The organism is Sessilibacter corallicola, from assembly GCF_021290925.1.
In the GTDB taxonomy this organism is placed as follows: domain Bacteria; phylum Pseudomonadota; class Gammaproteobacteria; order Pseudomonadales; family Cellvibrionaceae; genus Sessilibacter; species Sessilibacter corallicola.
The window spans coordinates 237,639-263,349 of the sequence record NZ_JAJSLX010000005.1 but is presented as its reverse complement, the minus strand read 5'-3'; the positions used below and the strand labels follow the sequence as shown (position 1 = coordinate 263,349).

General features: G+C 44.6%; 25 protein-coding genes. 13 read left to right on the top strand and 12 right to left on the bottom strand.

The window, feature by feature from the left end:
• Positions 1-9: 9 nt before the first annotated feature.
• Both LU361_RS19680 and LU361_RS19675 read left to right on the top strand, forming a co-directional pair.
• Complete coding sequence (locus LU361_RS19680) at positions 10-558, top strand: cupin domain-containing protein (RefSeq protein WP_233090876.1); 549 nt, start codon at positions 10-12, stop codon at positions 556-558.
• A gap of 380 nt (positions 559-938) precedes the next feature.
• A complete protein-coding gene (locus tag LU361_RS19675) occupies positions 939-1,421 on the top strand; it encodes a peroxiredoxin family protein (RefSeq protein ID WP_233090875.1) in 483 nt (160 codons plus the stop codon).
• 214 nt (positions 1,422-1,635) lie between these two features.
• Here the strand turns inward: LU361_RS19675 and LU361_RS19670 are convergent, their stop codons facing one another.
• The 3 genes from LU361_RS19670 to LU361_RS19660 form a co-directional block, all read right to left on the bottom strand.
• Entirely contained in the window at positions 1,636-2,004 is a 369-nt protein-coding gene (locus LU361_RS19670) for a DUF2750 domain-containing protein (protein ID WP_233090874.1), read from the bottom strand.
• Positions 2,005-2,085: 81 nt separating this feature from the next.
• Entirely contained in the window at positions 2,086-2,829 is a 744-nt protein-coding gene (locus LU361_RS19665) for a M48 family metallopeptidase (protein WP_233090873.1), read from the bottom strand.
• Positions 2,822-3,469 (bottom strand): MBL fold metallo-hydrolase, encoded by a 648-nt coding sequence (locus tag LU361_RS19660; protein ID WP_286206531.1) that lies wholly within the window; start codon positions 3,467-3,469, stop codon positions 2,822-2,824. Before LU361_RS19660 ends, LU361_RS19665 begins: the two co-directional genes overlap by 8 nt.
• A gap of 296 nt (positions 3,470-3,765) precedes the next feature.
• Here LU361_RS19660 and LU361_RS19655 point away from each other — a divergent pair, with 296 nt between their 5' ends.
• Positions 3,766-5,382: a serine/threonine-protein kinase gene (locus LU361_RS19655; RefSeq protein ID WP_233090872.1), complete on the top strand. Its 1,617-nt coding sequence runs from the start codon at positions 3,766-3,768 to the stop codon at positions 5,380-5,382.
• A 38-nt stretch (positions 5,383-5,420) separates the two neighbouring features.
• Here LU361_RS19655 and LU361_RS19650 read toward each other — a convergent pair whose 3' ends face one another.
• Positions 5,421-7,376: a CsgG/HfaB family protein gene (locus LU361_RS19650; protein WP_233090871.1), complete on the bottom strand. Its 1,956-nt coding sequence runs from the start codon at positions 7,374-7,376 to the stop codon at positions 5,421-5,423.
• 443 nt (positions 7,377-7,819) lie between these two features.
• Entirely contained in the window at positions 7,820-8,209 is a 390-nt protein-coding gene (locus LU361_RS19645) for a rhodanese-like domain-containing protein (protein ID WP_233090870.1), read from the bottom strand.
• A gap of 281 nt (positions 8,210-8,490) precedes the next feature.
• On the opposite strand from LU361_RS19645, the gene ubiE reads away from it, so the two are divergent.
• The 8 genes from ubiE (at position 8,491) to tatC (ending at position 13,986) form a co-directional block, all read left to right on the top strand.
• The gene (gene ubiE / locus LU361_RS19640) at positions 8,491-9,237 is read left to right on the top strand and encodes a bifunctional demethylmenaquinone methyltransferase/2-methoxy-6-polyprenyl-1,4-benzoquinol methylase UbiE (RefSeq protein WP_233090869.1); all 747 of its coding nucleotides are present in this window, start codon (positions 8,491-8,493) and stop codon (positions 9,235-9,237) included.
• The gene (locus tag LU361_RS19635) at positions 9,237-9,878 is read left to right on the top strand and encodes a ubiquinone biosynthesis accessory factor UbiJ (protein WP_233090868.1); all 642 of its coding nucleotides are present in this window, start codon (positions 9,237-9,239) and stop codon (positions 9,876-9,878) included. The genes ubiE and LU361_RS19635 overlap by 1 nt, the downstream gene beginning before the upstream one ends.
• Before the next feature lie 26 nt (positions 9,879-9,904).
• Positions 9,905-11,527 carry a ubiquinone biosynthesis regulatory protein kinase UbiB gene (ubiB, locus tag LU361_RS19630; protein ID WP_233090867.1) on the top strand — a complete coding sequence of 541 codons (1,623 nt, stop codon included), beginning with the start codon at positions 9,905-9,907 and terminating at the stop codon, positions 11,525-11,527.
• 125 nt (positions 11,528-11,652) lie between these two features.
• Positions 11,653-12,060 (top strand): phosphoribosyl-AMP cyclohydrolase, encoded by a 408-nt coding sequence (hisI, locus tag LU361_RS19625; RefSeq protein WP_233090866.1) that lies wholly within the window; start codon positions 11,653-11,655, stop codon positions 12,058-12,060.
• A 56-nt stretch (positions 12,061-12,116) separates the two neighbouring features.
• The gene (locus LU361_RS19620; RefSeq protein WP_233090865.1) at positions 12,117-12,464 is read left to right on the top strand and encodes a phosphoribosyl-ATP diphosphatase; all 348 of its coding nucleotides are present in this window, start codon (positions 12,117-12,119) and stop codon (positions 12,462-12,464) included.
• Between the two features lie 62 nt (positions 12,465-12,526).
• Positions 12,527-12,775: a Sec-independent protein translocase subunit TatA gene (gene tatA, locus LU361_RS19615; RefSeq protein ID WP_233090864.1), complete on the top strand. Its 249-nt coding sequence runs from the start codon at positions 12,527-12,529 to the stop codon at positions 12,773-12,775.
• A 30-nt stretch (positions 12,776-12,805) separates the two neighbouring features.
• Positions 12,806-13,201: a Sec-independent protein translocase protein TatB gene (tatB, locus tag LU361_RS19610; protein WP_233090863.1), complete on the top strand. Its 396-nt coding sequence runs from the start codon at positions 12,806-12,808 to the stop codon at positions 13,199-13,201.
• A complete protein-coding gene (gene tatC, locus LU361_RS19605) occupies positions 13,198-13,986 on the top strand; it encodes a twin-arginine translocase subunit TatC (RefSeq protein WP_233090862.1) in 789 nt (262 codons plus the stop codon). The genes tatB and tatC overlap by 4 nt, the downstream gene beginning before the upstream one ends.
• Positions 13,987-14,144: 158 nt before the next feature.
• Here tatC and LU361_RS19600 read toward each other — a convergent pair whose 3' ends face one another.
• The 5 genes from LU361_RS19600 to LU361_RS19580 all read right to left on the bottom strand — a co-directional run bounded on the left by LU361_RS19600 (position 14,145) and on the right by LU361_RS19580 (position 21,048).
• Positions 14,145-15,263 carry a response regulator gene (locus tag LU361_RS19600; RefSeq protein WP_233090861.1) on the bottom strand — a complete coding sequence of 373 codons (1,119 nt, stop codon included), beginning with the start codon at positions 15,261-15,263 and terminating at the stop codon, positions 14,145-14,147.
• Between the two features lie 783 nt (positions 15,264-16,046).
• Positions 16,047-16,484 carry a D-aminoacyl-tRNA deacylase gene (gene dtd, locus LU361_RS19595; RefSeq protein ID WP_233090860.1) on the bottom strand — a complete coding sequence of 146 codons (438 nt, stop codon included), beginning with the start codon at positions 16,482-16,484 and terminating at the stop codon, positions 16,047-16,049.
• A gap of 73 nt (positions 16,485-16,557) precedes the next feature.
• Entirely contained in the window at positions 16,558-17,529 is a 972-nt protein-coding gene (gene pip, locus LU361_RS19590; protein ID WP_233090859.1) for a prolyl aminopeptidase, read from the bottom strand.
• A gap of 249 nt (positions 17,530-17,778) precedes the next feature.
• On the bottom strand, positions 17,779-18,852 hold the full coding sequence (locus tag LU361_RS19585; protein WP_233090858.1) for a helix-turn-helix transcriptional regulator: 1,074 nt from the start codon (positions 18,850-18,852) through the stop codon (positions 17,779-17,781).
• Positions 18,853-19,440: 588 nt separating this feature from the next.
• Entirely contained in the window at positions 19,441-21,048 is a 1,608-nt protein-coding gene (locus tag LU361_RS19580; RefSeq protein ID WP_233090857.1) for an alkaline phosphatase D family protein, read from the bottom strand.
• A 146-nt stretch (positions 21,049-21,194) separates the two neighbouring features.
• Between LU361_RS19580 and LU361_RS19575 the strand changes: the two genes are divergently transcribed.
• A complete protein-coding gene (locus tag LU361_RS19575; RefSeq protein WP_233090856.1) occupies positions 21,195-21,872 on the top strand; it encodes a DsbA family oxidoreductase in 678 nt (225 codons plus the stop codon).
• Between the two features lie 15 nt (positions 21,873-21,887).
• On the opposite strand, the gene LU361_RS19570 is transcribed toward LU361_RS19575, so the two are convergent.
• Together LU361_RS19570 and LU361_RS19565 are read right to left on the bottom strand one after the other, a co-directional pair.
• The gene (locus LU361_RS19570; RefSeq protein ID WP_233090855.1) at positions 21,888-23,075 is read right to left on the bottom strand and encodes an aspartyl protease family protein; all 1,188 of its coding nucleotides are present in this window, start codon (positions 23,073-23,075) and stop codon (positions 21,888-21,890) included.
• A 406-nt stretch (positions 23,076-23,481) separates the two neighbouring features.
• Positions 23,482-24,375 (bottom strand): fructose bisphosphate aldolase, encoded by an 894-nt coding sequence (locus LU361_RS19565; RefSeq protein WP_233090854.1) that lies wholly within the window; start codon positions 24,373-24,375, stop codon positions 23,482-23,484.
• Positions 24,376-24,611: 236 nt separating this feature from the next.
• Between LU361_RS19565 and LU361_RS19560 the strand changes: the two genes are divergently transcribed.
• Positions 24,612-25,565 carry a D-hexose-6-phosphate mutarotase gene (locus LU361_RS19560; RefSeq protein ID WP_233090853.1) on the top strand — a complete coding sequence of 318 codons (954 nt, stop codon included), beginning with the start codon at positions 24,612-24,614 and terminating at the stop codon, positions 25,563-25,565.
• Positions 25,566-25,711: the final 146 nt, after the last annotated feature.

The window sequence follows — 25,711 nt, the reverse complement described above, 5'->3', positions numbered from 1 at the left end:
GGCACAAATATGGATCAAGATACAGGCAAGCGCTTACGCGAAGTCAGAACCACCATGGGGTTATCCCAGCGCCAGTTGGCGAAAGCCTCCGGTGTTGCTAACGCCACTATTTCTCAAATCGAATCGGGCAACTTAAACCCAACGGTGAGCATGTTAAAAAAAGTGCTCGACGGTATTCCCATGAGCCTGAGTGACTTTTTTTCCGATAATTTTGAATTTACCGAACAAGTATTTTTTAAAGCCAGCGAACTCGTTGAAATTGGTAAAGACGACGTGTCCTACCGACAAGTGGGCAATCATTTGGTCAATAAAACCATTCAGATGTTGAGCGAGTGCTACCAACCGGGGGCAACCACCGGTAAACACCCTATTACCCATGATGGGGAAGAATGCGGAATCATACTGAGCGGTCAACTTGAGGTCACCGTTGGCGATCAGAAAAAAGTATTAACCGTGGGTGACGCCTATTACTTTAAAAGTACGCAGCCTCATCAGTTTAAAAATACGGGGCGCGAACCTTGCACGGTGATCAGCGCCTGCTCGCCGCCTGGATTTTAGAACGAGCCTATTTTTAGGACGAACCCTTTTTAGAACAAGCCTTTTGGCGGAAGATAAAATCTGTGGAAGATAAAGCAAGGTTTACTTCGGCGATGTCTAATCCAAAACGGATTTGTTTGTCATCAAGAACAAAAGTGCGGAACACTTTTCTGATACGTCTTATTAATTAGCAGCTTTTTAATTTGTGATACAAAGTTTTTTCAAGATTAAAAGTCTTATCATAAACGCGTTTTATAATGACTGTTTGCACCGAAACCAGGGTGTTTATTATAGCGTTAGGTAATTTATCGCAATTGTTTAACAAAATGACCTTCGCGGAACCATCAATTTGAACCTTTGTCGAAGTTCCGCATTGAAAATATCAGCAGGACTTTTAAATCATGCGTGCACTCATTACCGTTTTTTGGATATTCCTCGCAACCTCAGCGTTTGCGGCCATGCCGCCACAAACTGGAGAAAAAGCGCCGGACTGGATTTTATCGACTGCCGAGGGGAAACGCATTTCTCTGTACGATGATTCCGAAGGTAAAAAAGTAGTGATGTTGTTTTGGGCTACGTGGTGTCCATTCTGTCACGAGTTAATGCCCGATTTAGAAGCTTTGAGAAAAGAATTTGCAGAGCAAGACGTAAAGTTTTACGCGCTTAATGTTTGGGATGACGGCGATCCACGAGGCTTTATGTCTCGCAAAGATTACGGCATGAAATTGCTGCTGCAAGCCGATACCGTAGCGCAACGTTACGGAGTTGTAGGCACACCGGGCTTGTTCGTTATTGATGAAGAAAAGAATATTACCTACATTCGCCACAAAGGCACGAGTAAAGACGCGGCCATCGCTTCGGTAAAAGAAGCACTAACGTTTTAGTTAAGGGATCTCTAATAAGAGTTACGACTATTTTCTAACGAACGTGTAATGACTGGCGATAAACTCCGATGAATTTAGTAATTTATCGGAGTTTTCTAATATTTAGGGAAGAGAGTATTATTTAGGAAAGAGAGTATTTGTTCGAATAATACAATTCAGCACTGGCTAATTCAGCGACAGGTTTTTGAGTTTACTAACGCTCGCTGAATAATCTCTAACTCAACTCCGAATCAAAATCTTCAAGTAAATCCAAAGGCTCTTCTTCTTCGCCTTCAAGCTCTTGATTCCAATTCACACCGACTAATATTTGGTCGTCGTGCAAGCCCGGCAACCAATCGTCGAGAAACTCTTCGGTACTGACAGCGACTACTTCGTAATCTGACCACTCTTCCATACACAACGTCTGCGCAAATTCTGGTTGCGACCAAAACGGCATCACATCACGACCATCGAAAGCTTCCGACGGGCAAAGCGCCCAACCGTCGCCATTACTCAACCCCCAAACACAGCCTTGAGATAAAGCTTCGAGAATAAATCGATCATAGTTTTCTTCGAGGTTAGTCCCCAGTGGTGAAGTAGTCATGTGAAAGCTCGCCTTATTGTCATTGGATCGATTTTGTCGCGAAAGTATTACCGAAGATCACGCGATAAAAAAGAATTTTGTTTAAAACCAAAGACTAAAACCGTAATTTTTCAGCCATTTTCGGTGTTGAAGATAATCGGGGCACAGCTGTTCCACCTGCTGCCAAAATTGTCGACTGTGATTAAAATGTTTCAAATGACTGACTTCGTGTGCAACCAAGTAGTCAACCACCGCCTCTGGTGCCAGCAAGATCAACCAATTGTATTGCAAAACCCCTTTGCTGGTGCAGTGCCCCCAACGCGTTTTTGTTTTCCGAACGCGAACTTCTTGAAACGCTTTATTGATGTTATCGGCAAACACCTGAGATTTTTGTAAAAGTATCGCTTGAGCTTGCGCTCGATACCAACCTTCAAGTTGTTCTCTGATCAATTCTTTGGGATCGGTATTAATCAGTTTTTGCTGATTTAACTGCACACACAGGGTGTCATCAATCGCTTTGCAACGACCACAGGAACCTATGTCGATGCGCAGTGACAGAGTGCTGTCCATCAACGGCCAAGGTGAGCCTTCATCGAAGGTTCGCACAGGCACATCGGCAAGACGGGTTTGCTGCTCCGCAAGCTTTTGTTGCACCCACGCTGAACGCTCAGACAAGAATTTTTTAATCTCCGCCGTACTCACATACTGCGGTGCTCTCACGCTAACATTGCCACTGGCAACTCTCACTTCTAGAGTTTTGCGCCTGGCTGAGCGCTTAAGCTCAAATTCAAACGGAAGACGAGGGTCTGGGCCTAAACCAAGCTCAAATTGCTTTGCTTTATCCAAACCGAGAATCCGAAACAAACGGGTTCGTTTTGCGCTCGTGACCAAAATTCGACATAGGACCATGCCCAGGCACAAATTGTACGTCATCGCCCAATGGCCAGAGTTTTCCGCGAATGGACTCAACCAATTGCTGGCTGTTGCCCTGAGGGAAATCCGTGCGGCCCACCGAGCCTGCAAACAATACATCTCCGACAAAGGCCAGTTTCGAATCGGCTTCGAAGAACACCAAGTGCCCTGGTGTGTGGCCAGGGCAGTGCAATACCTGAAAACTCAACTTACCCAACGACAAGGTATCGCCTTCGTTTAACCACCGGTTTGGCTCAAACGCTTTATGCGCAGGAAAGCCCATCATGGCACATTGTTGTGGAATTCCAGCGAGCCAAAATTGATCGCCTTTGTGCGGCCCAATGATGTCTAATTGTAACTCTTTCGATAACGCCAAGGCTCCACCGACGTGATCTAAATGCCCGTGGGTGAGCCAGATGTGCTGAATGTTAACTTGGTTAGCTTTTGCAGCAGACAAGATCGAGTCAATGTCGCCACCGGGATCAATCACAGCGGCGGCATTGGTATCGCTGCACCACACCAAACTGCAATTTTGTTGGTAGTGAGTGACAGGAACAATCTGGTATTTCAACATAACTTTCCCAAACCTTATCATTATTACGAGCTAACACGGGGAGAGAGATAGCTAACTGGACGAATTAGAGTCCCGCTCACCGTCTTTACGGTTGTATTTTTAATGCGTGAATTGTACCTGCTGGGCGAATATCATCAAATGGCACTCTCTCAAACGAAGCCAAGATTAAACACGAATAAAAACCGAAAACACAGATTTTAAAACACCTTTTTGAATAGCCAATTTATTCCTTTCCAATCGGCGAATGCTTTGATTTACTCAATATAACGCGCACTCAGGAAAAACTGGAATCATTCATGATAATCACTGATTTTGATTTACCGGGTTACGATATTTTAGAAAAAATTGGTTCCGGCGGTATGGCGTCGGTTTACCGTGCTAATCAACACACTTTTCGACGAAATGTCGCGCTAAAAATTCTTCGCCAAGACTTGGGCGAAGACGAGCAATTCAGTGAGCGTTTTGTCCAGGAATCCTTGATTGTCGCCAAACTCAATCACAGCCACATTGTTCAGGTGTACGACGTAGGCGAATATAAACAATGGTTTTACGTGGCGATGGAGTTTTTATCGAAAGGCAATTTAAGCGAAGCAATGGAAACTTCGTATCTGTCGGTTCAGGAATCCATCACAATTTTTTCGCAAATACTGTCGGCACTCACCTATTCTCACGACAAGAACATCGTCCACCGAGACGTTAAACCTGACAACATAATGTTCCGCGATGACGGCGCTGCGGTACTCACGGACTTTGGTATCGCCAAAGACGCAGATTCGGCGATGGATCTGACCCAAACCGGAACCATCATGGGCACGCCTAAATATATGAGCCCGGAGCAAATTCGTGGCATTGCCGTTAATCCAACATCGGATTTGTACAGTTTAGGAATTGTGTTATTTCAAATGCTGACGGGAAAGGTACCTTACTCTGGTTCCACCATGGTCGAGGTGGCTTACAAACATTTAAACGACCCTATTCCAGAGCTTTCTGCCGACCTTGCTAAATATCAGCCATTAATTAACGGTTTACTGGCCAAAAATTCGGAAGACAGAATTCAAAACGGCGTGGCCGCACAGGATTTATTGCACGAGATTCGCGGGCTAAAAAAGTCGGATATTTCCGAAGACGCAACCGTTATTGTTAACCGGTCACAGGCTAACGCCAGCCGCTCTCAACCAACAACGTCATCCAAATTTTCTGCCGCAAATACCAATGATGATCATCAATCTTTAGTAACAAAATACCCAATAAAGCTGATTATTCCGTCGGTTGCTGTTTTAGCCGTGGCATTAACGTTTTTGGTCACTCAAACAAAAGACCAACCAACACAGCAAACAACAAGCGACGCAACATTAATAGACACCAAAACGGCTGAGACAAAAGCCGATACACCAGAAAATCAGCAAGAAAGCACCAAGGCAATTATCGATAAGTTTATTCGCCAAGCGGAAGACTACGCCAACCAAGGGCAGTTGTTCGAGCCGAATAATCAAAACGCCTGGAGTGAATATTTATCGGTGCTAAAAATAGATCCAAATAACTCCGACATTACTTCTCGCATTCAATATATGCTCGCCGAGCGAATCGACGCCGCTCAGCATTCACCGACGCCAGAAAAAATCAACGATATTGAGCAATTGATTAATGAGGCAAACGCCTACTTAGACAAAAGCGTATCGGCAGAGTTAACCGCGCAAACCACTGCTTTATCGGAAGCTCTAAAGCCCAACTCCGAAACCTTATTTTTACAACTGCAAATTAAGGGATTACTGCAAAGTGCAGAACTCGACATTAAAGAGGGCCGAATTAATAACCCGGCCGGAAATAATGCTCGCGAAAAATATCAGAAAATTTTGCAGTTAGACCCAGCGAACTCAATCGCACTGGATCAACTGAAACGTTATTCAGACTAACTAATCGCCTATTAATTAATTTTATTTGTTAGTGTCATCTACTGATAACACGACACCGTCACGTCACGCAGCGTTTGATTGGTTTCGCTGTTTTCCATGCCTTTTAATTCTTGAATGGCAGAGGCGCGCGCCAACGCTGTGATTTGCGCGGGACAGTTTCGATCACCGGCGAATACATCGGCTTGAGCCAAATATTTTTTCTCTTGATCTTTTAATAGACCAACAAGATTTTCTCCAACATCCAGAGAAATTGATTTTGCCAAGGTATCCAGAATTTCTACGTCCGACGGTAATTGTGCCAATTTGAAGGGTAAAATAAATTCCCCCATCTCCACACCTTCGGTGCTATTGTCTTTATGCTCTTCTTCTTTGGAGATAGAATCTGGGAATACAATTCTGCCACTGTCGGCCTCTACCAAACGATAACTCACCGACACGATTCCGAGCTTACGGTGTTCTGTAATACCGATGGATACATTTTCATGGCGATCAACACTGATTGTCTCCGACGGCTTATCGACCTTTTTGCGCTCTTTCGAATCCAGTTTTAGCCAAGTGACATAAGCGGGATTGGGAATACTTTCACGACCAACAATCACTCTTAAGGTTTTTTTGCCTTGCACCTCAGTAGTGTCGACTTTAGATTCCAAAACACTGCCGGTAATAAAATAGTCCACCGCCGACAAATCCGGCGCTTGGCCACCGAGTTCACGCTCTCTTAAAATAGCTTCGTATTGTTGTCGCTCGACAATACGAACATCGTTGGGAATACTTTCAAATAAATGCTGAGTAATAAACGAGGAAAGCACGCTGCCGTAATCGTGACGTTGCGCGGAATTTGAAAAATCGGTAGTGGTTACTTTCTTAACGGCACGTTGTTGAATTTGATCTTTCAGCGGATTCAACTGGCTTCGATACAAGGCGTGAGTTTTATCAAATTCACCAATCATCAACAAATAGGCTAGCGCGGCTTCCAAGTCACCGTTTTCTTTACGGCCCTCAAAACGGCGATTAAATTCAGAAATAATCGTATTAAACTGCTCTTGGCTCGGCTGCCCTAACCCCATGTGTTGGTAGACATCAAGACCTTGTTGATACCAGCGATAAGCTTTTGCAAGTTGCAGATCAGACGTCATTGCTTCATCGGCTTTGGCAATAAAATAATCCGCCATGGTCTGACTGGTTCCTTCAAGTTCTGCGCGGATTTGCTCAAAATTGTTGGCTTGAGTCATTTTGACAAAAATTTGATAGGCAGCGTCAGGATCACCATTACCCAATTCTGTTAAAAATTGGTGCTCATAAACTTTGGCATCGTAAGCGGTCAATTCATTCATTAATCCCAAATCGTCACCGCGTGTTTGTCGCAACAAAGCCAAATCTGCTTGCAGTGCTTCGGTGTAAACGCCCTGATTTTTCGCAACCCGTATATTAGTAATGAGTTGATCGATAAATTCATTTTTTTGTTGCAGCCAAGTTGAATCTCCCGTCAAGCGGTAAAATTCATCGAGATAATTCAGTCGTTCTTCGTTAGAAAAATCATCGGCAATCGTAAGCGATTGTTCTTCGACGTATTGTCGAGTTCGACGTTTTTCCAACGCAATACGATCTTTAACACGCTGCCATTTGCCCGTCGGTAATTCTGATTCGCCAATTAAACTGTTATCAATGGATTCAATCGTCGCTAAGCCCAATACGCCGTTTACTTCACGCGCGTTAGTAAATTGAGACTCTATATTAGCAATGGCCAGCTCAACCAACTTATCTTCTAAAATTGATTTTCTGGCAAAATCATCGGCGTAGTCAGACACATTTTTATCCGCCAAGCGAATATTGGCCGTTTTTAAAAGCCCCAACAATTCTTCGTAATTGTTGGTATTACGAATATCATCGTCAGAGAGTGTAATGATGGGTTCCGGCGGTTGCGTCGTTCCGCCACAGGCAGTCAGTAATAAAAGTGAAGAGAATACTGCCAAAATAATAATTTTTGCCGACATTGCTTTTCAATTCCCTTACAAAGAATGGTAAGTATAGAAGCCTCTGAATAACCTGAAAAATCAATTCGAATTACTGAAATACCAGTGTATAAAGACAAACAGCCTTTCTACTACCGGAAATAATAGACATTCTAAAATTTCTTTGAATCGAAGATTCGATTTTTAAGTTCGATTGGAGATAACAAGCATTTCAACGATGCTATAGGAGCTTCTAATTAACCATCCTAACTAATTCGATAATTCACGAAAAGAAATACCGCACATTTCTAAAATTCAATTTAGGAATAAAAAACGTTGATTATTAAGACAGGAAAAAACGAGAAAATTAACGACAGGGTTTTGTTGTGAAAATATTAATTAAGTGTGAACTGAAATCCAACCCAACACCTAGACCCAACACTTAAATGTACTTAAAAGTGTTGGGCTGATTTTAAGAAAGGTAATTATTGTGCTTTTTCTTTATTAACAATTTTTCGGGCATCGTTAAGTCCGCCAACGTTAACAACGTTGGTGTATCCCAATTTTTTCATTTTCTTCAACGCAATGCCGGATCGATGGCCGGAACGACAGTAGAGAAAAACCGGCGCTGATTTATCGGGAACCGCCTCTAGAATATTGTCTTCGATGCGTGTGTGAGGAATATTGAGCGCACCGTCAACGTGACCGGATTTGTACTCATCAAACGATCGAACGTCTAACCAAACTGCCTTTTCCGCAGTGGCTTCTTTCGACAATTCAGATGCCGTCGCATTGCTGTCTGCGTAGCTGACCGCGCTAAACAGCAACAATAACGATTTAAACCACAGGACTACCACCTTTACTGCATTAGTCATAATGACTCTCCTTGCCTCTCAATTCTCAAAGACTTTTGGTTATCTGGTCATCAATCACGATTCATATGATTGTTGCTCACTCAAGTAATTCGATTGTATCCGATACAAGGAATATCCGTCTACCTAACGTACGTTAGACACCTTAGCATAATATCTTACGTAACCCTGCCAGGGGCTTGCACAACAAATTGAACAAGCTTGATTCACCGCACTAAACAAAACCTGAAATCCAATCAAGGCTGACGTACAATGGCAGCCAGTTTACTCTGTTGGGATGAATTATGAGCGACGATACTACGCACTTTGGGTTCGAAAAAGTTAAAACCACCGACAAGGCTCGTCGCGTTGCCGATGTGTTTCACTCCGTCGCTGCCAAGTACGACATCATGAACGATTTAATGTCAGGTGGCGTTCACCGCATTTGGAAACGCTTCACCATCGAAATGTCGGCGGCAAGACCCAAGCAGAAAATATTGGATATCGCAGGCGGAACTGGCGATCTCAGTTATCAATTCTCTCGTATTGTTGGCCCAGAGGGATTGGTAGTCTTGGCTGATATCAATGACTCAATGCTGTCTGTTGGCCGCGATCGACTCACCGACCGAGGCGTTGCCGGCAATATCGAGTACTGCCAAGCCGACGCGCAATACCTGCCATTCCCTGACAACACGTTCGATTGCATCACCATTGCTTTCGGACTGCGAAACGTTACCGACAAGGATTTAGCCCTGCGCTCGATGTTTCGCGTGTTAAAACCAGGCGGTCGATTGTTAGTTCTTGAGTTTTCCAAGCCTACCAATCCGGTTATGGAAAAAATGTACGACCAGTATTCCTTCAAGATTTTGCCATTTATGGGCAAGGTTATTACTAACGACGCTGACAGCTACCGCTATTTGGCTGAGAGTATCCGTATGCACCCAGACCAAGAAACCTTGCTGTCTATGCTTGAAGATGCAGGCTTCTCCGATTGTGAATACCACAATATGACCTCTGGTGTGGTCGCCTTGCACAAAGGTTTAAAACCCTGATGAACCCTTCTGGTTTAGGGCCAACCACTCTCGGTACGCTTCTGGCGGCGGCACAGTCACTGATCAATCAGGCGCTGGTGTACGACCCGATCACACGGGCTCGCCTAGAACAATTGGAAGGCCGAGCGCTCAAAGTGGTGATTACCGCACCCAGAGTCGAGTACTGTTTGACTGCGAGAGACCAGCAAGTGCAATTGCTGAGTTATCACGAATCACCCGCTACCGAAATCAAAGGCTCAGCCTTTGCGCTGCTGGGTGTTCTTCTCAGTGGCAGCACCAACCTCTCTGGCACCGATGTAGAAATGCGCGGCAGTGTGGGATTGGTTGAACAATGGCAAGGCCTAATTCGCGGGCTCGACATCGATTGGGAAGACTTCTTTAACCAGTACCTCGGCGATGTGTTTGGTCACCAAGTTGCCGAACACGTGCGCAGCGCTCACCAATGGCACAGCCAACGCCAATTCAATATCCGCCAACAATTGGTGGAGTATTGTGTTGAAGAACTTAAATTAGTGCCAAACCGCGCCGTATTTAAAGACTTTTGCGATCAAAATCAGACGCTGCGTTTGGCTATGGATCGCGCCCAAGCCCGATTGGAAAAGTTGCAACACCGTCTCAACGAGCAAGCCTCGAAAGATTAATCAATGTAATAAGTTAAGGAAGGTTCGTGCTCGCGCTGGTTCGTCTTCTGCAGATTCTCTACGCTGCTTACAAATTCCGTCTGGATACCTTTATCGCCGTGCGCCGCCTGCCCTGGACGATTCGCTGGCTGTTCATCCCCATTACTTGGCTCCCCACTCCCGACGCTCCCCGAGGCGAACGGTTGCGACTTTTCTTTGAACACATGGGACCTGTGTTCGTAAAATTCGGCCAACTGCTGTCGACACGGCCGGATCTTATTCCGCCGGATTTAATGAACCACTTGGATAAGCTCCAAGACAACGTTACCCCTTTCCCAAGTGAAGATTTTGTCGCCTTGGTAGAAGCCTCATTAGAAGCGCCAATCGATTCTCTGTTTAAACAGTTTGATCGCGAACCGTTGGCATCTGCATCGGTTGCGCAGGTGCACACTGCAACGCTGCACAATGGCAAACAAGTGGTCGTTAAGGCGGTTCGACCCGGACTTGAACCGGTCATTGAAAAAGACATCGCACTGTTGCGCCTGGTCGCTTTTCTTGCCGAAAGCCTGAGTGCCGACGGTCGACGTTTGCACATGCGCGATGTTGTCGAAGAATATCGCCACACCATTTTTGACGAATTGGATTTATTGCGCGAAGCGGCTAACGCCAGCCAATTACGCCGCAACTTCCAAGGCTCAGAAATGCTCTATGTTCCGGAAGTTCACTGGGATTATTGCCGTCGCGATGTGATGGTCATGGAGCGCATTTTTGGCATTCCGGTTACGCATGTAGATGCCCTTAACGCTCAAAAAACCAATATGAAATGCCTTGCCGAAAGAGGCGTCGAAATCTTTTTCAAACAGGTTTTTGAACACAACTTTTTCCACGCAGACATGCATCCGGGAAATATTTTCGTCTCTACAGAAAACCCACACAACCCAAAATATATCGCGATTGATATGGCTGTAGTGGGCTCGTTGAGCCGAGAAGATCAATATTATTTGGCAAGAAATATATTAGCGATGTTCCGTCGCGATTATCGCTTAGTCGCAGAATTACACGTGTTCAGCGGTTGGGTTCCTGAAGATACTTCTATCGGCGAATTAGAAGCGGCCATACGCAGTGTGTGCGAACCCATTTTTGAAAAACCGCTCAGTGAAATTTCCTTCGGTCATGTACTGATTAGTCTATTCCAGACCGCTCGACGATTTAATATGGAAGTTCAACCACAGTTAGTTTTGTTGCAAAAAACATTACTTAACATTGAAGGCTTGGGCAGACAGTTGTATCCAGAATTGGATTTATGGAGCACGGCACATCCTTATATGGAACGCTGGATAAAAAATAGATTTCATCCAAAAGCGCTGCTAACAGAGCTGCGTCGCTACGGTCCTGAATGGATGGAAAAATTCCCAGAGATTCCGCATCTAATTTTTAATAATTTGGAACAGCTCCAAGAATTAACAAAATTAACGCCAGAAATTAAACAAGCTACCAAAGCCGTAGCAGCAAAACCTAATACAGTTGTGAGGCGAAAACAAATCGCCGCCGGCGTATTAATATTAGCGGCCGTAACAGCTTGGCCCGGCTTTTGGACATGGATTCAAAATTTACCAAAAACCAGTTTAGCGCTTATTTTAGTTGCCGCTGCGGTTTGGCTTTTACGGTAATAGATCCGAAAAATCTGGTTGATTTTAGTAATAATTAGGGCGTACATTGACGAGAGTAGTGGTAAAGGTTTTCTAGACACAAGAAACTCATTACACTACCGAGCCCATCATTTATGGCGGTAATTATGAACACCGAAGCGCAAAAGGCTGGGCTCGACTGGCTTGAAGAAGTTAAGTGGACCAGTGATGGTCTTGTTCCTGCTATCGCACAAGATGCAGAGACAGGCCGAATTTTAATGATGGCGTGGATGAATCGAGAAGCGCTGCAGTTAACGGCAGAAACACAAACGGCAGTTTACTATTCTCGATCGCGAAAAAAGCTTTGGCCCAAAGGTGAATCCTCAGGTCATGTGCAAAAAGTACAAGATATCCAACTCGACTGCGACGCCGATGTGGTTATCTTAAAAATCGAGCAAATTGGTGGCATTGCTTGCCACACCGGGCGGGAATCTTGTTTTTATCGCTCATTGGTCGACGGCCAGTGGCAAACTCAAGAACCGGTATTAAAAGACCCTGCAGAAATTTATAAGTAACACGCGCTAAGCGCCTGATTAGTTATTCAAGTTAAATTAACAAATTCGGTAAATCCATGACTGATGTTTTGCAACAGCTCACAGCGACAATTCAAGATCGCATTGATAATGCCGATCCTAACTCGTCTTACGTAGCCAGTTTGCATGCCAAGGGATTGAACAAAATTTTGGAGAAAGTTGCAGAGGAGTGTACTGAAACTCTGATTGCAGCTAAGGACGCCGCCATAAGCGGCGATAAAAAGGACTTGATCTATGAAACCGCAGATTTGTGGTTTCACAGCTTAGTCATGTTGAGTCATATGGACGTCGACAGCCAATCTGTCCTCGATGAACTGGCTCGTCGCTTCGACCTATCCGGCATTGCGGAAAAGGCGTCGCGAACACAACACGGTAAGCAAAATTAGCAACGACTTTGATGAAGTCATCCAAATTTCATCGAAGATTTTAGGAAAAGAAGGAGTAAGTTATGGGTCTTGGCGGTATTAGTATTTGGCAATTATTAATCATATTAGCCATTGTTGTTATGTTGTTCGGAACCAAGCGTTTGCGCTCTCTAGGCGGCGACGTTGGCAGCGCGATCAAAGGCTTTAAAAATGCCATGGGCGACGACAACAAAGAAACTCCAGAGCAACAACAAGCAAAGGTTGAACACAGTAAAACTGCCTCAGCAGACGCTGACAAAGTTAACACTCAAGACAAAGAAGCAACCAAGTAATCATTATTTGTAAGCTTCAAGGGGGCTTTTGTGTTTGACATCGGCTTTTTTGAGCTGATCATCATAGCGGTTGTCGGGCTACTGGTGATTGGCCCTGAGCGCTTGCCCGAAACTTTGCGAACAATCGTGCTAGGGTTTGGACGTTTCAAGCGCAGTATGCGTGAAACCCGCATGCAGATAGAACAGCAACTGGGGACAGATGACATTCGTCGTCAACTTCACAACGAAGAAGTGATGAAAAAGCTTGAGGACACACGCCGCGAGTTAAACATGTCCATCACCGAAGACACCTTCGCTAACCCGGACGATCAACCTTCTATCCACCAAAATCATACTCAGGATAATTCAGATTCCACGAAACCACGTCCAGTGAGCTCTGAAACGCCGAGTTCCAGTAATACCCAGACTTCTAAGTCAGAATCATGACGAGCTATAACGACTTCAACACGGACCGTGAGCAATCTTTGGTTGCTCACTTAGTTGAGCTACGCAATCGCCTTCTAAAAGCCCTTCTCGCTGTGTTGGTGATTTTTGGCGGTTTGTTCATATTTGCAAACGACATTTACACCTACGTATCGACGCCGCTGCAGCGCTTCTTGCCCGAAGGCGCAAGTATGATCGCCACTGAGGTAGCGTCACCGTTTCTAACACCGTTTAAAATGACCATGTTCGCTGCGGTGTTTCTGTCAATGCCGTACTTACTCTTCCAATTGTGGTCATTCATTGCCCCAGCGCTGTACCAAAAAGAGAAGAGAATCGCCATTCCCATGCTGATCTCCAGCGTTATCTTGTTTTACTCGGGAATGGCGTTCGCTTACTACGTGGTGTTTCCGCTGATCTTCGCGTTCTTTACCGGAACCGCACCTGAAGGTGTGACGGTAATGACCGATATGGGCTCTTACCTAGACTTTGTTATCAAGCTGTTCTTCGCCTTCGGATTTGCCTTTGAAATCCCAGTGGCGACGGTTTTGATGATATGGGCAGGCGTTACCGACGCCAAGCGCCTCGGTCAAAAACGACCTTACGTATTGGTCGGATGTTTTGTTCTCGGCATGTTATTAACGCCACCAGACGTTATTTCTCAAGCATTGTTGGCGGTGCCAATGTGGCTTCTGTTTGAAATCGGAATATTCTTCGGCCGCTTTATCACGGCGAGAAATACGGATGAAAACACGGAAGATGAAACACCTGAGAATGCCGATCTGCACTAAAGCTTTTGCATAAACGCGCGACACCATCATCGCCGCTAACTGAATAGATTTTTAAAAAGTCGCAAAATTTAAAAACAAAAAAGCCTTATCAAATTAATTTGGTAAGGCTTTTTTATGTTTAATGATTGATGTTCGCTAAAGCTTTCTATGAGCGCTTTTTATTGCATAGCGCGCTTGAAGCCTTGAAGCTTCAATATATTTTCTCGACACGCCAACACTTCATTGATAACCGCCTGGAAGCTTCGCACAACGTCGGGATCAAACTGGCTACCAGCGTTCTTTTTCAAATATTCCAACGCTTTAGATACTCGCCAACTGGGCCGATGAGGACGATTGGATGTCAAAGCATTAAACACATCACACACAGCAACAATACGACTGCACAGTGGAATTTGCTGGCCTTTTAGGCCCGACGGATAACCGTTACCGTCCCAGCGCTCGTGATGTGTTTCGGCAATAGTCGCCGCGACTTTCATCATTTCATTGTCACTGCTGGAAAGTAGGTTAGCGCCAATTTCCACATGCTTGCGAACAATGGCCATGTCTTTGTCGCTGAGCTTGCCATTTTTTAACAGGACTTCGTCGGGAATTCCGATATTACCCAAGTCATGCAGAGGGCTGGCTTGTTCCAACAAATCACACTCTTGGTCGCTCAGACCCATGGCCTTGCCAACAATACTGACATAACGTCCAATTAAGCGGTCTGTGGAGCCCACTTGTTTTGGCGTGTTATCAATATTTTGCGATAGATAATCGATGAGTTTCAGCTGTGTTTCATACAGCTGTTTTGTTCGGCCAAGTAATTTGGTTTCAAGCTCATCTTTAATACGGTCAGACTCTTCACGATGAATTCTATTTTTCAACAAATTTGAGATTCGAAGATTTACTTCAACCGGATTTAGCGGACTGACCAAGACTTCATCAAATGTATGATAAGCCGGAATTTCATGTAACGTGCCTTGGGCAAACAGAACCACATTCGCCGATGGGAAATCTGTGTGCTCAGATTCCGAACGAACAAATTCACAAGTTCGCGCGCCCAATACTGGGGAAACTTGCTCATCAACAATCACAAGGTCGAAATGAGACAGTTCGAACAGGCGAGTGATGTCGGTTAGATTTGTGGCGATTTCAACGTTTAAGTAACCAGAGTTAAATAGAAACTCCTCAAGCTCAAACATTGAAGTGGCATCTTCAGACACCATCAAAATAGACGCATTTGTCGCTAAATCGTATTGATGGTGAGAAGTCTGATTGGCAATTAAGTTACTCATCATTAATTCTCACAGACAAACACATCAAGTGAATGGAGTTCAGATAATGATGACGGTCTGCTAACTCCACCATAGCCAGCTCTGTATGATTAATCCTTTTCATCGCATAAAACTCCTTTTTAGGACTCGGTTTCCGTTTCCATCCGAATCGTCTACCTTCTGCCCTATTTATTTCTAAGTTTATGCCTAAGTTGCGAAGAGCATGATCAAACACTGGCGGATTGATCAAAAACCGAAAGGCATATATCAACTATACTTAAAATAAATTTGATCTAAGCAAAACAAAAGTAAAACTTTTAAGAATTCAAGAAGGTGTTACTATTCGTATCAATTATAACGAAGTGTAATTAACGGGTGACAAATATAGAAAATAACAAAAACCAATAAAGACCAAATTAATTTTCTATTGGATACTTGATCAATCTCTGTAACCAGTTCAATTCCTTTGATCTGGGTTTCTTTCAGCCTTCCTTAACTGACACAATTCTGTCTTTCTGAGTCGCTAGAATTTTATTTCTAGAGCAGTAACTCTACAACTCAAATAAGAATAGTTACTATTTTATCTTAAAATTTGTATCGACGTCACTGCCAAAATTACCTCAATTTGAAGAAAAACTGACAGTAACGCGCAAAAAATAATAAACAGAAAATCTAAACCTGATATTAATTACAGGTTGCATAAAAACTAAAAATGGAAATCTAAAAATAATAATACGAGCATTTGTTTTTCAAGAAACTCTGCTTTCACATTACCGTTTTTACGCTGCTGTTTTTAAACGATTGAGTTTAGACCTCTAGCATAAAAGTCACTGGCCCATCGTTCACGAGAGCAACTTTCATGTCTGCGGCAAAAATTCCCGTCTCGATAAACGGGAATTTGCTTCGCAGATTATCAACAAATAAATCGTAAAGCCTTTTCGCCAATTCGGGATGTGCCGCCGTAGAAAATCCGGGACGAGTTCCGCGACTGGTGTCAGCTGCTAAAGTAAATTGAGAAATCACCAGAATTTTACCGCGGCTGTCTTGAATATTTTTATTCATTTTACCGTCGTCGTCCGGGAATATTCTCAGCTTTAACAGTTTGTCGACCAGCTTGTCCACCGCGCTTTCGTCATCGTTTTTTTCTATACCCAACAGCAACAAAATTCCATTATCGATTTCCCCAACAATGTTATTTTCAACGGTTACACTAGCACTACTTACGCGCTGAATTAATCCCTTCACTACTTTTTTCCAACTGTCTTTGATTTTTCTAAAATTATTTAATTGTGAATTAATAAAACCGATTAACGTAAAATTAAGCGGGGTCGCCCAATCCTTTTTCAATGCGATTGGCGAATTCTTTGGTTGCGCGCACCAAGGCATCAACAATGCCCGGCTCACGGCTGGCATGGCCGGCGTCACGAATAATTTTTAATTCCGATTGCGGCCAACGATTGTATAACTCGAACGCGTTGTCTAACGGACACACCATATCGTATCGACCGTGAACAATAACTCCTGGGATATCGGCAATACGCGACATATTATCGAGGATTTGATTTTCCTCGATAAAAGCATGGTTAATAAAATAGTGTGCTTCAATTCTGGCTAACGACAACGCCAAATGAGGATCGCAAAAATGATCAACCGTTTCAGGGCTTGGTCGCAAGGTAGCGCACTGCCCTTCCCATTGAGACCAGGCTTTTGCAGCCGCCATTTTGGCTAATTCGTTGTCACTGGTCAGACGTTTATAGTACGCAGAAATAAAATCATCGCGCTCGCCCTCGGGAATCAATTTACTGTATGACTCCCAATAGTCTGGGAATACATGAGCCGCGCCGCCTTGATAAAACCAATCCAAATCTTTTTTACGGCACAAGAAAATACCCCGTAAAATTAAACCCAGAACTTGCTCGGGATGTTGTTGAGCGTAAAGCAAGCTCAGAGTACTCCCCCAAGAGCCACCGAATAACAACCATTGATCGATACCTAAATGATTGCGAATGGCTTCAATATCACTGATTAACGCTTGCGTGTTGTTGCTGTTGAGATCGGCGTGGGGTTTAGATCGTCCCGCACCGCGTTGATCAAACAATATAATTCGATACTTTTCTGGATCGAAGAAACATCGATCACCACTGGTACACCCACCTCCAGGTCCACCGTGGACAAATAAAACCGGGATGCCGTCTGGGCTACCACTTTCTTCTAAGTACAATTCGTGTGGATGCTCAACACTGAGATGCTCTCGGTTGTAAGGCTTTATTTCGGGGTAAAGTACAAACATTCGCAGTCCTTAAAATCACAGGTATCTCTCCAGATTACCGAAAAGACCCAACGATAGTTACATTGTGATCAAAAACTTGGGTAATTGAACAATGAATTTTGTCACCAAGATCGCCTAAACCGACCCATTGCCCAGGTCAATTTGCGGTGAATACACCGTTAAAGTGTAGAGCGAATCTTAGTTTCGAGGCCAGCTATTTAGAATGAAACAGCGTCGGAAAGTAAATTAAAGTGCATAAGGCGATGATGATTACGCCTGTTTTAACTTTTGGGCATCGCCCGTCGGCGCTACGGTATTTGAACTAATAGCTTTAACAATTTTAGACTCTGACATCTCGCTTGGCGAATTACAAGCGGTTGCCGATTTTTCATGGCGCTCAAGAGCTTGGGTAAGGATTTGTCGGATGTGCTGTTGAAAACTTTCGGGCGCAACAACTTCAACACTGGGCAGGTATTGAAGCACTTTTTTGACTAGGTTTTCCTCGTCGATCAGCGGCAGAGTCAGCACATAGCTGTCGTCTTGCCAAACGCCGCTTTGTTCGAAATGCCAACACTGAGAGGCAACTTCATAAGCCGCGTCCGCATTGAACTTTAATACCAACAACTGAGGTCGCTGCTGGTTTAACCCGTAGCGATTATCGAAATAAATGTCTAAGTTTTTCTGGGCAATCTCTCGGCTGCGCTCCTTCAGCATCTCTGCCTGCTCGATTCGAGCAATAGAAAAACTGCGCAAACTTCTGTGCATATGACACCAGGCTTCTAACATCCAGGAATCGTTTCGATGAACTAAAAGCTGAGGACACAGCGTATGAGCGGAGGTTTCAGTGCGGCTGTCTTGGTAGGTTATCGACAGTTGGCGACGTTCTAATAACGCAGAACACACCGTAGAGAAGTGGTCGTCAAAGGTCTGTTGATGGGATTTGGGAAAGTATTTAACGCGGTTATTGAATTGATGAGAATTAATTTTGCGGGATCGAAGAGCGTCTTGAATGGGGCCGTAAAACTGCTCGAACTCCTCTGATAACAATCCCTCGCATAAGTTATTTAAGCTGTGATTGAGTTTGGTTAGGCAGATGATCTCATCGGGGGTTAACCAAAAATCCGGTAGTCGATAACCGTTGATGGCGCCCTCGGTGTATCGGTAGGCATTTTCGCTGTCAGAATATTCTATGGGTGCTTTCAAATAACGCTGCATTTGGTCGATTAAATCGGTGACCTTTTCTTGCGGCAGTTTCAGGTCATCGCAGAAGTTAGCAATGGTCAGCCAACGCCTGCGCGTCTTGAACATTTGATGAATCCGCTGAATGTTTTGCAACTTATTCATTGCTTATACGCACCCATGCCGTAGAAGGCTTTTATATTGGATTTATATTCACTAACTGCATCGAAACGTTTGCGAATCTGAAAGGAATCGCCACTTGAACTGCAAACCTAATGACATCAAAACTTATTGATTGATATGCCTACCAAAATGGTGCGTGAGCACTTCAATAACGCAGACCGAGGATGAAATCTAAGAGGACAACACAACTCGGTATATTGGAGAATTACCTTGGTAAGAGAAAGACTCAGCAGCAATGCATTGTATAGCGATCAAACAATTGAGTTTAGTACTCAAACTCAATAAATATTCAATTATTTAACTGACAAATATTACAGGTTATTGACTGCATTTGTTTATCGCCGTCGACCGTGAAAATTCGACCTGCATCAAGGGCTACAGCAGCTAACAGCTCTGATCCCATTCGACTCCTACATAAGTGATCAAAGCAGGATACACGCCAATCAACCGCCTCTGTCACATTTTATTATTTTTATATTTCAAAACCTTCGCGTCACTTTATATCAAGCCTACAGTCATATCAAAACCTGTAGGCTTGTTAAAAAATGCTAGGATCTGTTAATTCTAAGCTTAAACCGTCGCCTTTAATTCTTGACGGAACAACTCCTGATTGTCGCAGTTCATAAGTCGGACGGTAAGCGCTTTACTGTCACCATCAATATCGACCAATCCGAAAAATTGATACCCCTCGCTCGGCGGACTGTTTTGCGTCGGTGGCGCTTGTTGAAAAATCACCTCCGGACCAAACGTCCCATCCAGTACACGCGTCCCAAATCCACCGGCGTGCAAAGGCCCAGAAACAAATTCCCAGAACGGCTCAAAATTCTTAAAGGCAGCTCGCTTCGGATCGTAGTGATGGGCTGCGGTGTAATGCACATCTGCGGTAATCCAAACCGTGTTATGAATGTTTTCCTCGGCCATGAATGTCAACAATTCAGCAAATTCTAATTCACGTCCTTTTGGGGAACCAGGCTCACCGTTGGCAACGGCTTCCACAATTTTTTGATTCACACGGCTTTCCCACACAATCAAACTGATTGGCATATCGCAGGCAATAACTTTCCAAGTAGCACGACTGTTTTTCAACGATGTCTTAAGCCACTGCAATTGCTGGGCGCCTAATATTCTCGCCTCGGGTGATACCTCTTCTTGCAAACTTTCGGAATTGGCAGCGCGGTAGCTCCTTAAATCCAAAAAGAAAATTTCCAGGTCAGGACCGTATGCAATGTTGCGATAAATTCGGCCCGGCTCTTCAGGCACATAATCAATCGTGGTCATCTCATAGAAAGCACGGCTAGCCCTAGCCGCCAAAACTGAAATGGATTTTTCGGTATAACGGTCATCGTCGAGTAAGTTTTTCCCAGGCGACCAGTTATTCACCACTTCGTGGTCGTCCCACTGGTAATAACTCGGTACCTGCTGATTAAATTCAAGAAAGTTTTTATCCAGCAAGTTGTACTGCCACTGGCCCCGAAACTCATCCAAGGTTTCAGCAACCTTGAGTTTTTCTTCGGTAATAATATTGTTCCACTGACTGCCGTCAGCCATCGTCACGGACTCTTGAATCGGGTTATCAGCGTAGACGGTGTCGCCGCTGTTGATAAAAAAGTCCAAGTTGTGACTGAGCAGCGCCGAATAGGTTTTTAAACCGCCGCGCGCGGGATCGATCCCCCAACCTTGGCCAACTGTATCGCCAGACCAAGCAAAACGAAGGTTTTTGGGTTGTGTGGGCGCGGTTTTAAACATGCCAACGGCGGAATCAGAAACCGCTTTTAGATTATCCAGATTGGCAAACTCAATTCGGTAGTACACCGTTTGGTTACTCAGCAATTTCGTCAATCGCAGCTTGCCGACAAAATTCGTCACCGACAGCACATCGATAGGTGCAACATTAATGCTCTGGCGAAATTCAGGATTGTAGGCGTACTGAATAAACATCCGCGCGGGCCGATCCGTCTTTGCCCAAATCACCGCAGAATGCGTAGTGACTTCGCCAGCTTGAACGCCGTGAGTAATCACTGGCCGGTCCACAGCAGTAGAAATCTGTGCAAAACTTGAAGGTGACACACTGGCCAGTGCCGCCACCGAACTGCCTGAAAGAAACGTTCTTCGGTTTATCCGTCCTAAATTTGACTCAGTTTTAGCCTTTTGCATTTCCACTTGCTGTTTATTCGCCATAAATAACCTACATGTTTGATAAGCTCGGGAGCAATCAGCTTAACCAACTTGTGCGACAATTAACAAACAGATGTCAGACTTCTTAATGACAGGAAATCTAATTTAGATATAATCGAATTAAGTATTCTCATGTTACGGAGTTTGTTATGTCTGCGACACCCACAGCGAACCAACCACTCACGATAGATTATTATTCCGACGTCCTTTGTGTTTGGGCTTGGATTGCCCAACGCCGAATCGAAGAACTCAAATACCAGCTTAATGATCGCATTGTCATTCGTTACCACTATATGGACGTGTTTGGCGACGTTGCCGGAAAAATGGAAAAGCAATGGCAGTCACGCGGAGGCTTTTGTGGATTCGCAGAACACGTGCGCCACAGCGCAGAGAATTTCGAACACGCCGAAATTAATCCTAAACTCTGGGTCGATGTCCGCCCCCGCTCTTCCGCCCCCTGCCACTTAATGACTAAAGCCGTCGAATCGGCCTGCGGTTGGCAAGCGGCTGAGAACTACGCATTGTGCTTACGCAAAGCTTTTTTCTGCGAAGCCAAAGACATCGCCGACTGGGGAGTTTTAAAACATCTCGTTGAATTACAAGAATTGGATTTGCCACTTATCGAAGCCGAACTCAACAACGGCACAGCAATGGCGGCACTGATGAACGATTACCAAAACGCCAAAGCCGAAGGTTTAAAGGGAAGCCCTTCCTACGTGCTCGATAACGGTCGACAAATTCTGTTCGGCAACGTTGGCTACCGCATACTCGCAGCCAACATAGAAGAACTTCTTAAGAATCCGAGCGACGAAGCCAGCTGGTGCTGACGCGCCCACCATTCGTTATTTTCTCGCCAGTGACAGTGTTTTTGCTTCGGTATTTATCTGAAAATTAAACGCACCCAGAAAATTCATACCCAGCAAACCGTCACTGGGCGAAAGCCCCGGTAAATCCATCACGGCAATGCGTTCGTTTTTCACCACAAACCGCCCCACCGACATCTCAGACACCAAATAAATATCCGCGCTGGCGATTCCACCTGCGGTATTCATTCTTGCGGTACTGACAAATTGCGCATTGCGAGCAATATTAAGCCGTTCAAAGCTGGTTCTGGATAACACCGTTAAAGACGCTCCGGTATCGATGATCAGAGAAGCCTGAGAGCGGCCATTGATTTTCAACGGCACCAAAAAGTGGTTATCAAACGACTGTAGAGCAATTTCCGATGCCCGTCGTCGACGCGGCGCAGCGGCAGGTTCAGACTGTTGCGGTGTTATTGCCGCGAGTAAACGTTCGGCTTCTTGCTGGTATTCGGGATAATGCTGAACGTTGGTCAGATGAATACGCGCCTGCTCAGCTTGACCATTGGCAATATAAGCCTTGGCTAAATTAATTACGTGAGGAATGTGATCGGGCTCCCGCCAAATCAGTTGATCAATGAATTCAATGACCAAATCCCAGCGCTGACTGTCCGATAACAGATTTAAATGCTGGCCGGAAAAGTCTCTTGCCTGAGCAATAAAACGTCGTCGCTCAGAATCATTGATGGCTGCATCGGCCAAATCAAAATAGGTATTAGAGGCTTCATCAAATCGCTTGAGCTGTTCGCACAATTTGGCAAATGCCAATTGCAGCGAGGTATCGTAGGGAAAAACTTGCAGCCAGTGTGATAACGCCGTCTCCACAAAAACATAATCGCCACCCTCAAGGCGCCGATTTAACTCAGCCATTAGCTGGGCAAACACCGAACGCGCTTGGTTGGGGTCCGACTGCTCCAACCAGTCAAACACCTGAATGGCTTGCTCGTGCTGTTGAGCGTTAAACCATTGCAACGCCAAATCGGGCAAAGACGGAGACGCGGGTTCTGGTGACGCAGTCGCCTCAACGGTGTTTATGGGTGTGATCGACGCCTCGGGTATTGAGACTTCATGACTCGATTGCTGGGCGCTTTGCTGCCATTGCCAGACATTGGCTCCCAAAGAAATGAACAAGAGCAGCAACAATACACCGGAAGATTTACCAAAACTCATCATTCACCTAAATTGAGTTCATCAAGACCTGCAATCACTGTTTTACTGGTTCGATAAAACCGAGCAACTCAGATTTAAATTCAACGCAAAAACAGATTCAAAACCATTGAATTCGCTTTAGATTGTATGCGCTTTGGATTGTACGTGGTTTGGGCTGTACGTGCTTTGGATAGAAACGAAGCGAAAAGGTTCTGGAACAGCCAATAAAACAGAGTTTTGTGAACAACAATAATCCCAGGCAGAACCGACTTCGCCTGATTGGCAACGAGATTGAATTTTATGATGGAGAAATATCTGGGAGGAATATTCAGTACCTTCGACCAGCTGAAACCAGCTAAGTCATAACAAAGGTACTGAATGAGCAATCGCTAATTAAATCAATACACCGGTAAAAAGGAGTATTCAATTAGGTTGCAGAAGCTTGATAGATCGAATCAATCGCAGTATCCAGTGCAGAATTGAAATCGTCATCAGATTGCTGAGCCGACAAACCTTCGGTTAACGCACGAGAGAAGCTCGCGATTAATCCAGGGTTCTCAGCAGTTTTAGCGTTGGCAACATCGCGCGAGTAACCGCCAGACAACGCCACAACTTTCACGACATTGGGGTGATCGATGCACTCTTGGTAGAAACCAGCAACGTCAGGCAATGAAAGCTTTAACATGACCAATTGATCTTCCGCTAACTCATCAAGTTTTGCCAAGATAAACTGTTTTAGCATGGCTTCGGCTTCGGCTTTGGTCGCGCTGTTGATGTCTACTTCTGGCTCAATAATTGGCACTAAGCCCGCATTAACGATTTCAAGACCAACTTCGAACTGCTGATCAACAACCGCTTTAATACCGGCTTCGTTGGCTTCAGCAATAAAAGAGCGCATTTTTGTACCAAAGACGTTTTGCGCTTTTGCTTTTTCAAGCAACTGAGCCAAACTTGGCATCGGCTTCATAACTTGAACGCCGTTTTCTAATTCGGCTAGGCCTTTGTCGACTTTTAAGAAAGGAACAATGTTCTTTTCTTGCCATAAAAACTCTGCCGAAGGCTTACCTTCAATTTCGCGATCAAGCGTATTCTCAAACAAAATTGCTCCGAGAACGCGTTCACCGGTGAAAGCAGGGCTGGTAATAATGCGCGTGCGCATTTGGTGAACAAGACCAAACATGGCGTCGTCGCCTTCGTATTGATCCTCCTCAATACCGTACAATCGTAGCGCTTTCGGCGTACTGCCCCCACTTTGATCTAAAGCGGCGATAAATCCCTTTTGCGTTTTGATTTTCTCGAGTTGTTGAGTAAAGCTGGTCATAGTTAAACGCTTCCCATTCGTTGAACTGGCGGGTGGGTCAAAAAAATGTTAATTGGGTGGCTACCCATCGGGGCGAGAAATTACCACAAAATGCGCCCAAGTGGCAGCATTGCTTGCCAATTGAATCGAACGAGCGGTATAAGCAACACAAGTTAGCCACCGGGCTTCGGGAACTGACGAGGCTTTTGAATAATCGTAAAAGACTAGAAAAATATTTCCAAAAAAGGATTTAGTGCATGTCCGATTTAGCGTCAACGCTTCATGACCTCTATCAACGCTTTGGTGAATTACCGGGCGTTCAAATAGAAATACACAAAAACCTACCCGCGGTGACTGTCTCTAACGACTTATCCACAGCAACGGTTTTTTTACAAGGTGCGCAAATTAGCCACTTTGAACGCCACGGCCAAAAACCCGTACTGTTTTTAAGTGAAGCCAACACTTATGAAGAAGGCAAACCGCTGCGTGGTGGAATTCCCTTGTGTTGGCCTTGGTTTGGCAATCTCGACAAAAACCCCGACATTATTCAAACGCAAATTTCACAAACCGACGCACCTGCCCACGGATTCTTGCGCAACCTCACCTGGCAATTAAAAACCATTCAAGCAGAACAAACCGAAACCCAATTGCTTTTGACAACCAATATTGATGCCAACAGCAATTCCCTCTGGCCGTTTGCAACGGAGTTACAACTGCAAATCACGGTTGGCAAAACATTAACTATTGCGCTGAGCGTAAAAAATTGCGACACCCGCGATTTTCATTATTCGTTAGCCATGCACACCTATTTTCAAATCAGTGATATTCATCAAGTCAGTGTGGATGGTTTAGACGAAGAGAAATATTTTGATGCCCTGGATCAGTGGCAATTAAAAACTCAAGCCGGACCACTGCAGGTTTCTGAAGAAGTCGATAGAGTTTATGAAAATGTTTCCTCCCAAGCCACAGGCGAGCTTAAACTGAACGATAAAGGTATTAGCAGAAACCTTTTTATTCTGACAAAGAATTTACCAAGCTTGGTTACATGGAATCCTTGGCTCGATAAGTCAAAAACACTGAGCCAATTTTACGATAACGATTTCAATCAAATGTTATGTCTAGAATCTGCCGCCGTAAAAGATAATTGTGTGACCTTAGCACCAGAGGAAACACAAACTCACACATTGGAAATTATAGAGCTTAACATTTAATTACTCTCACCAACCTTACCCCCACCAACTGTCTGTTTTTACGCAAGCGGTTTAACTCAAAGTCGCCGCTTGCGTATACGCCCATCACCGACGCTTTCAATTCTCATAATTAAATAAAAAGAACGTTGGATTGAAAAAAATTAATT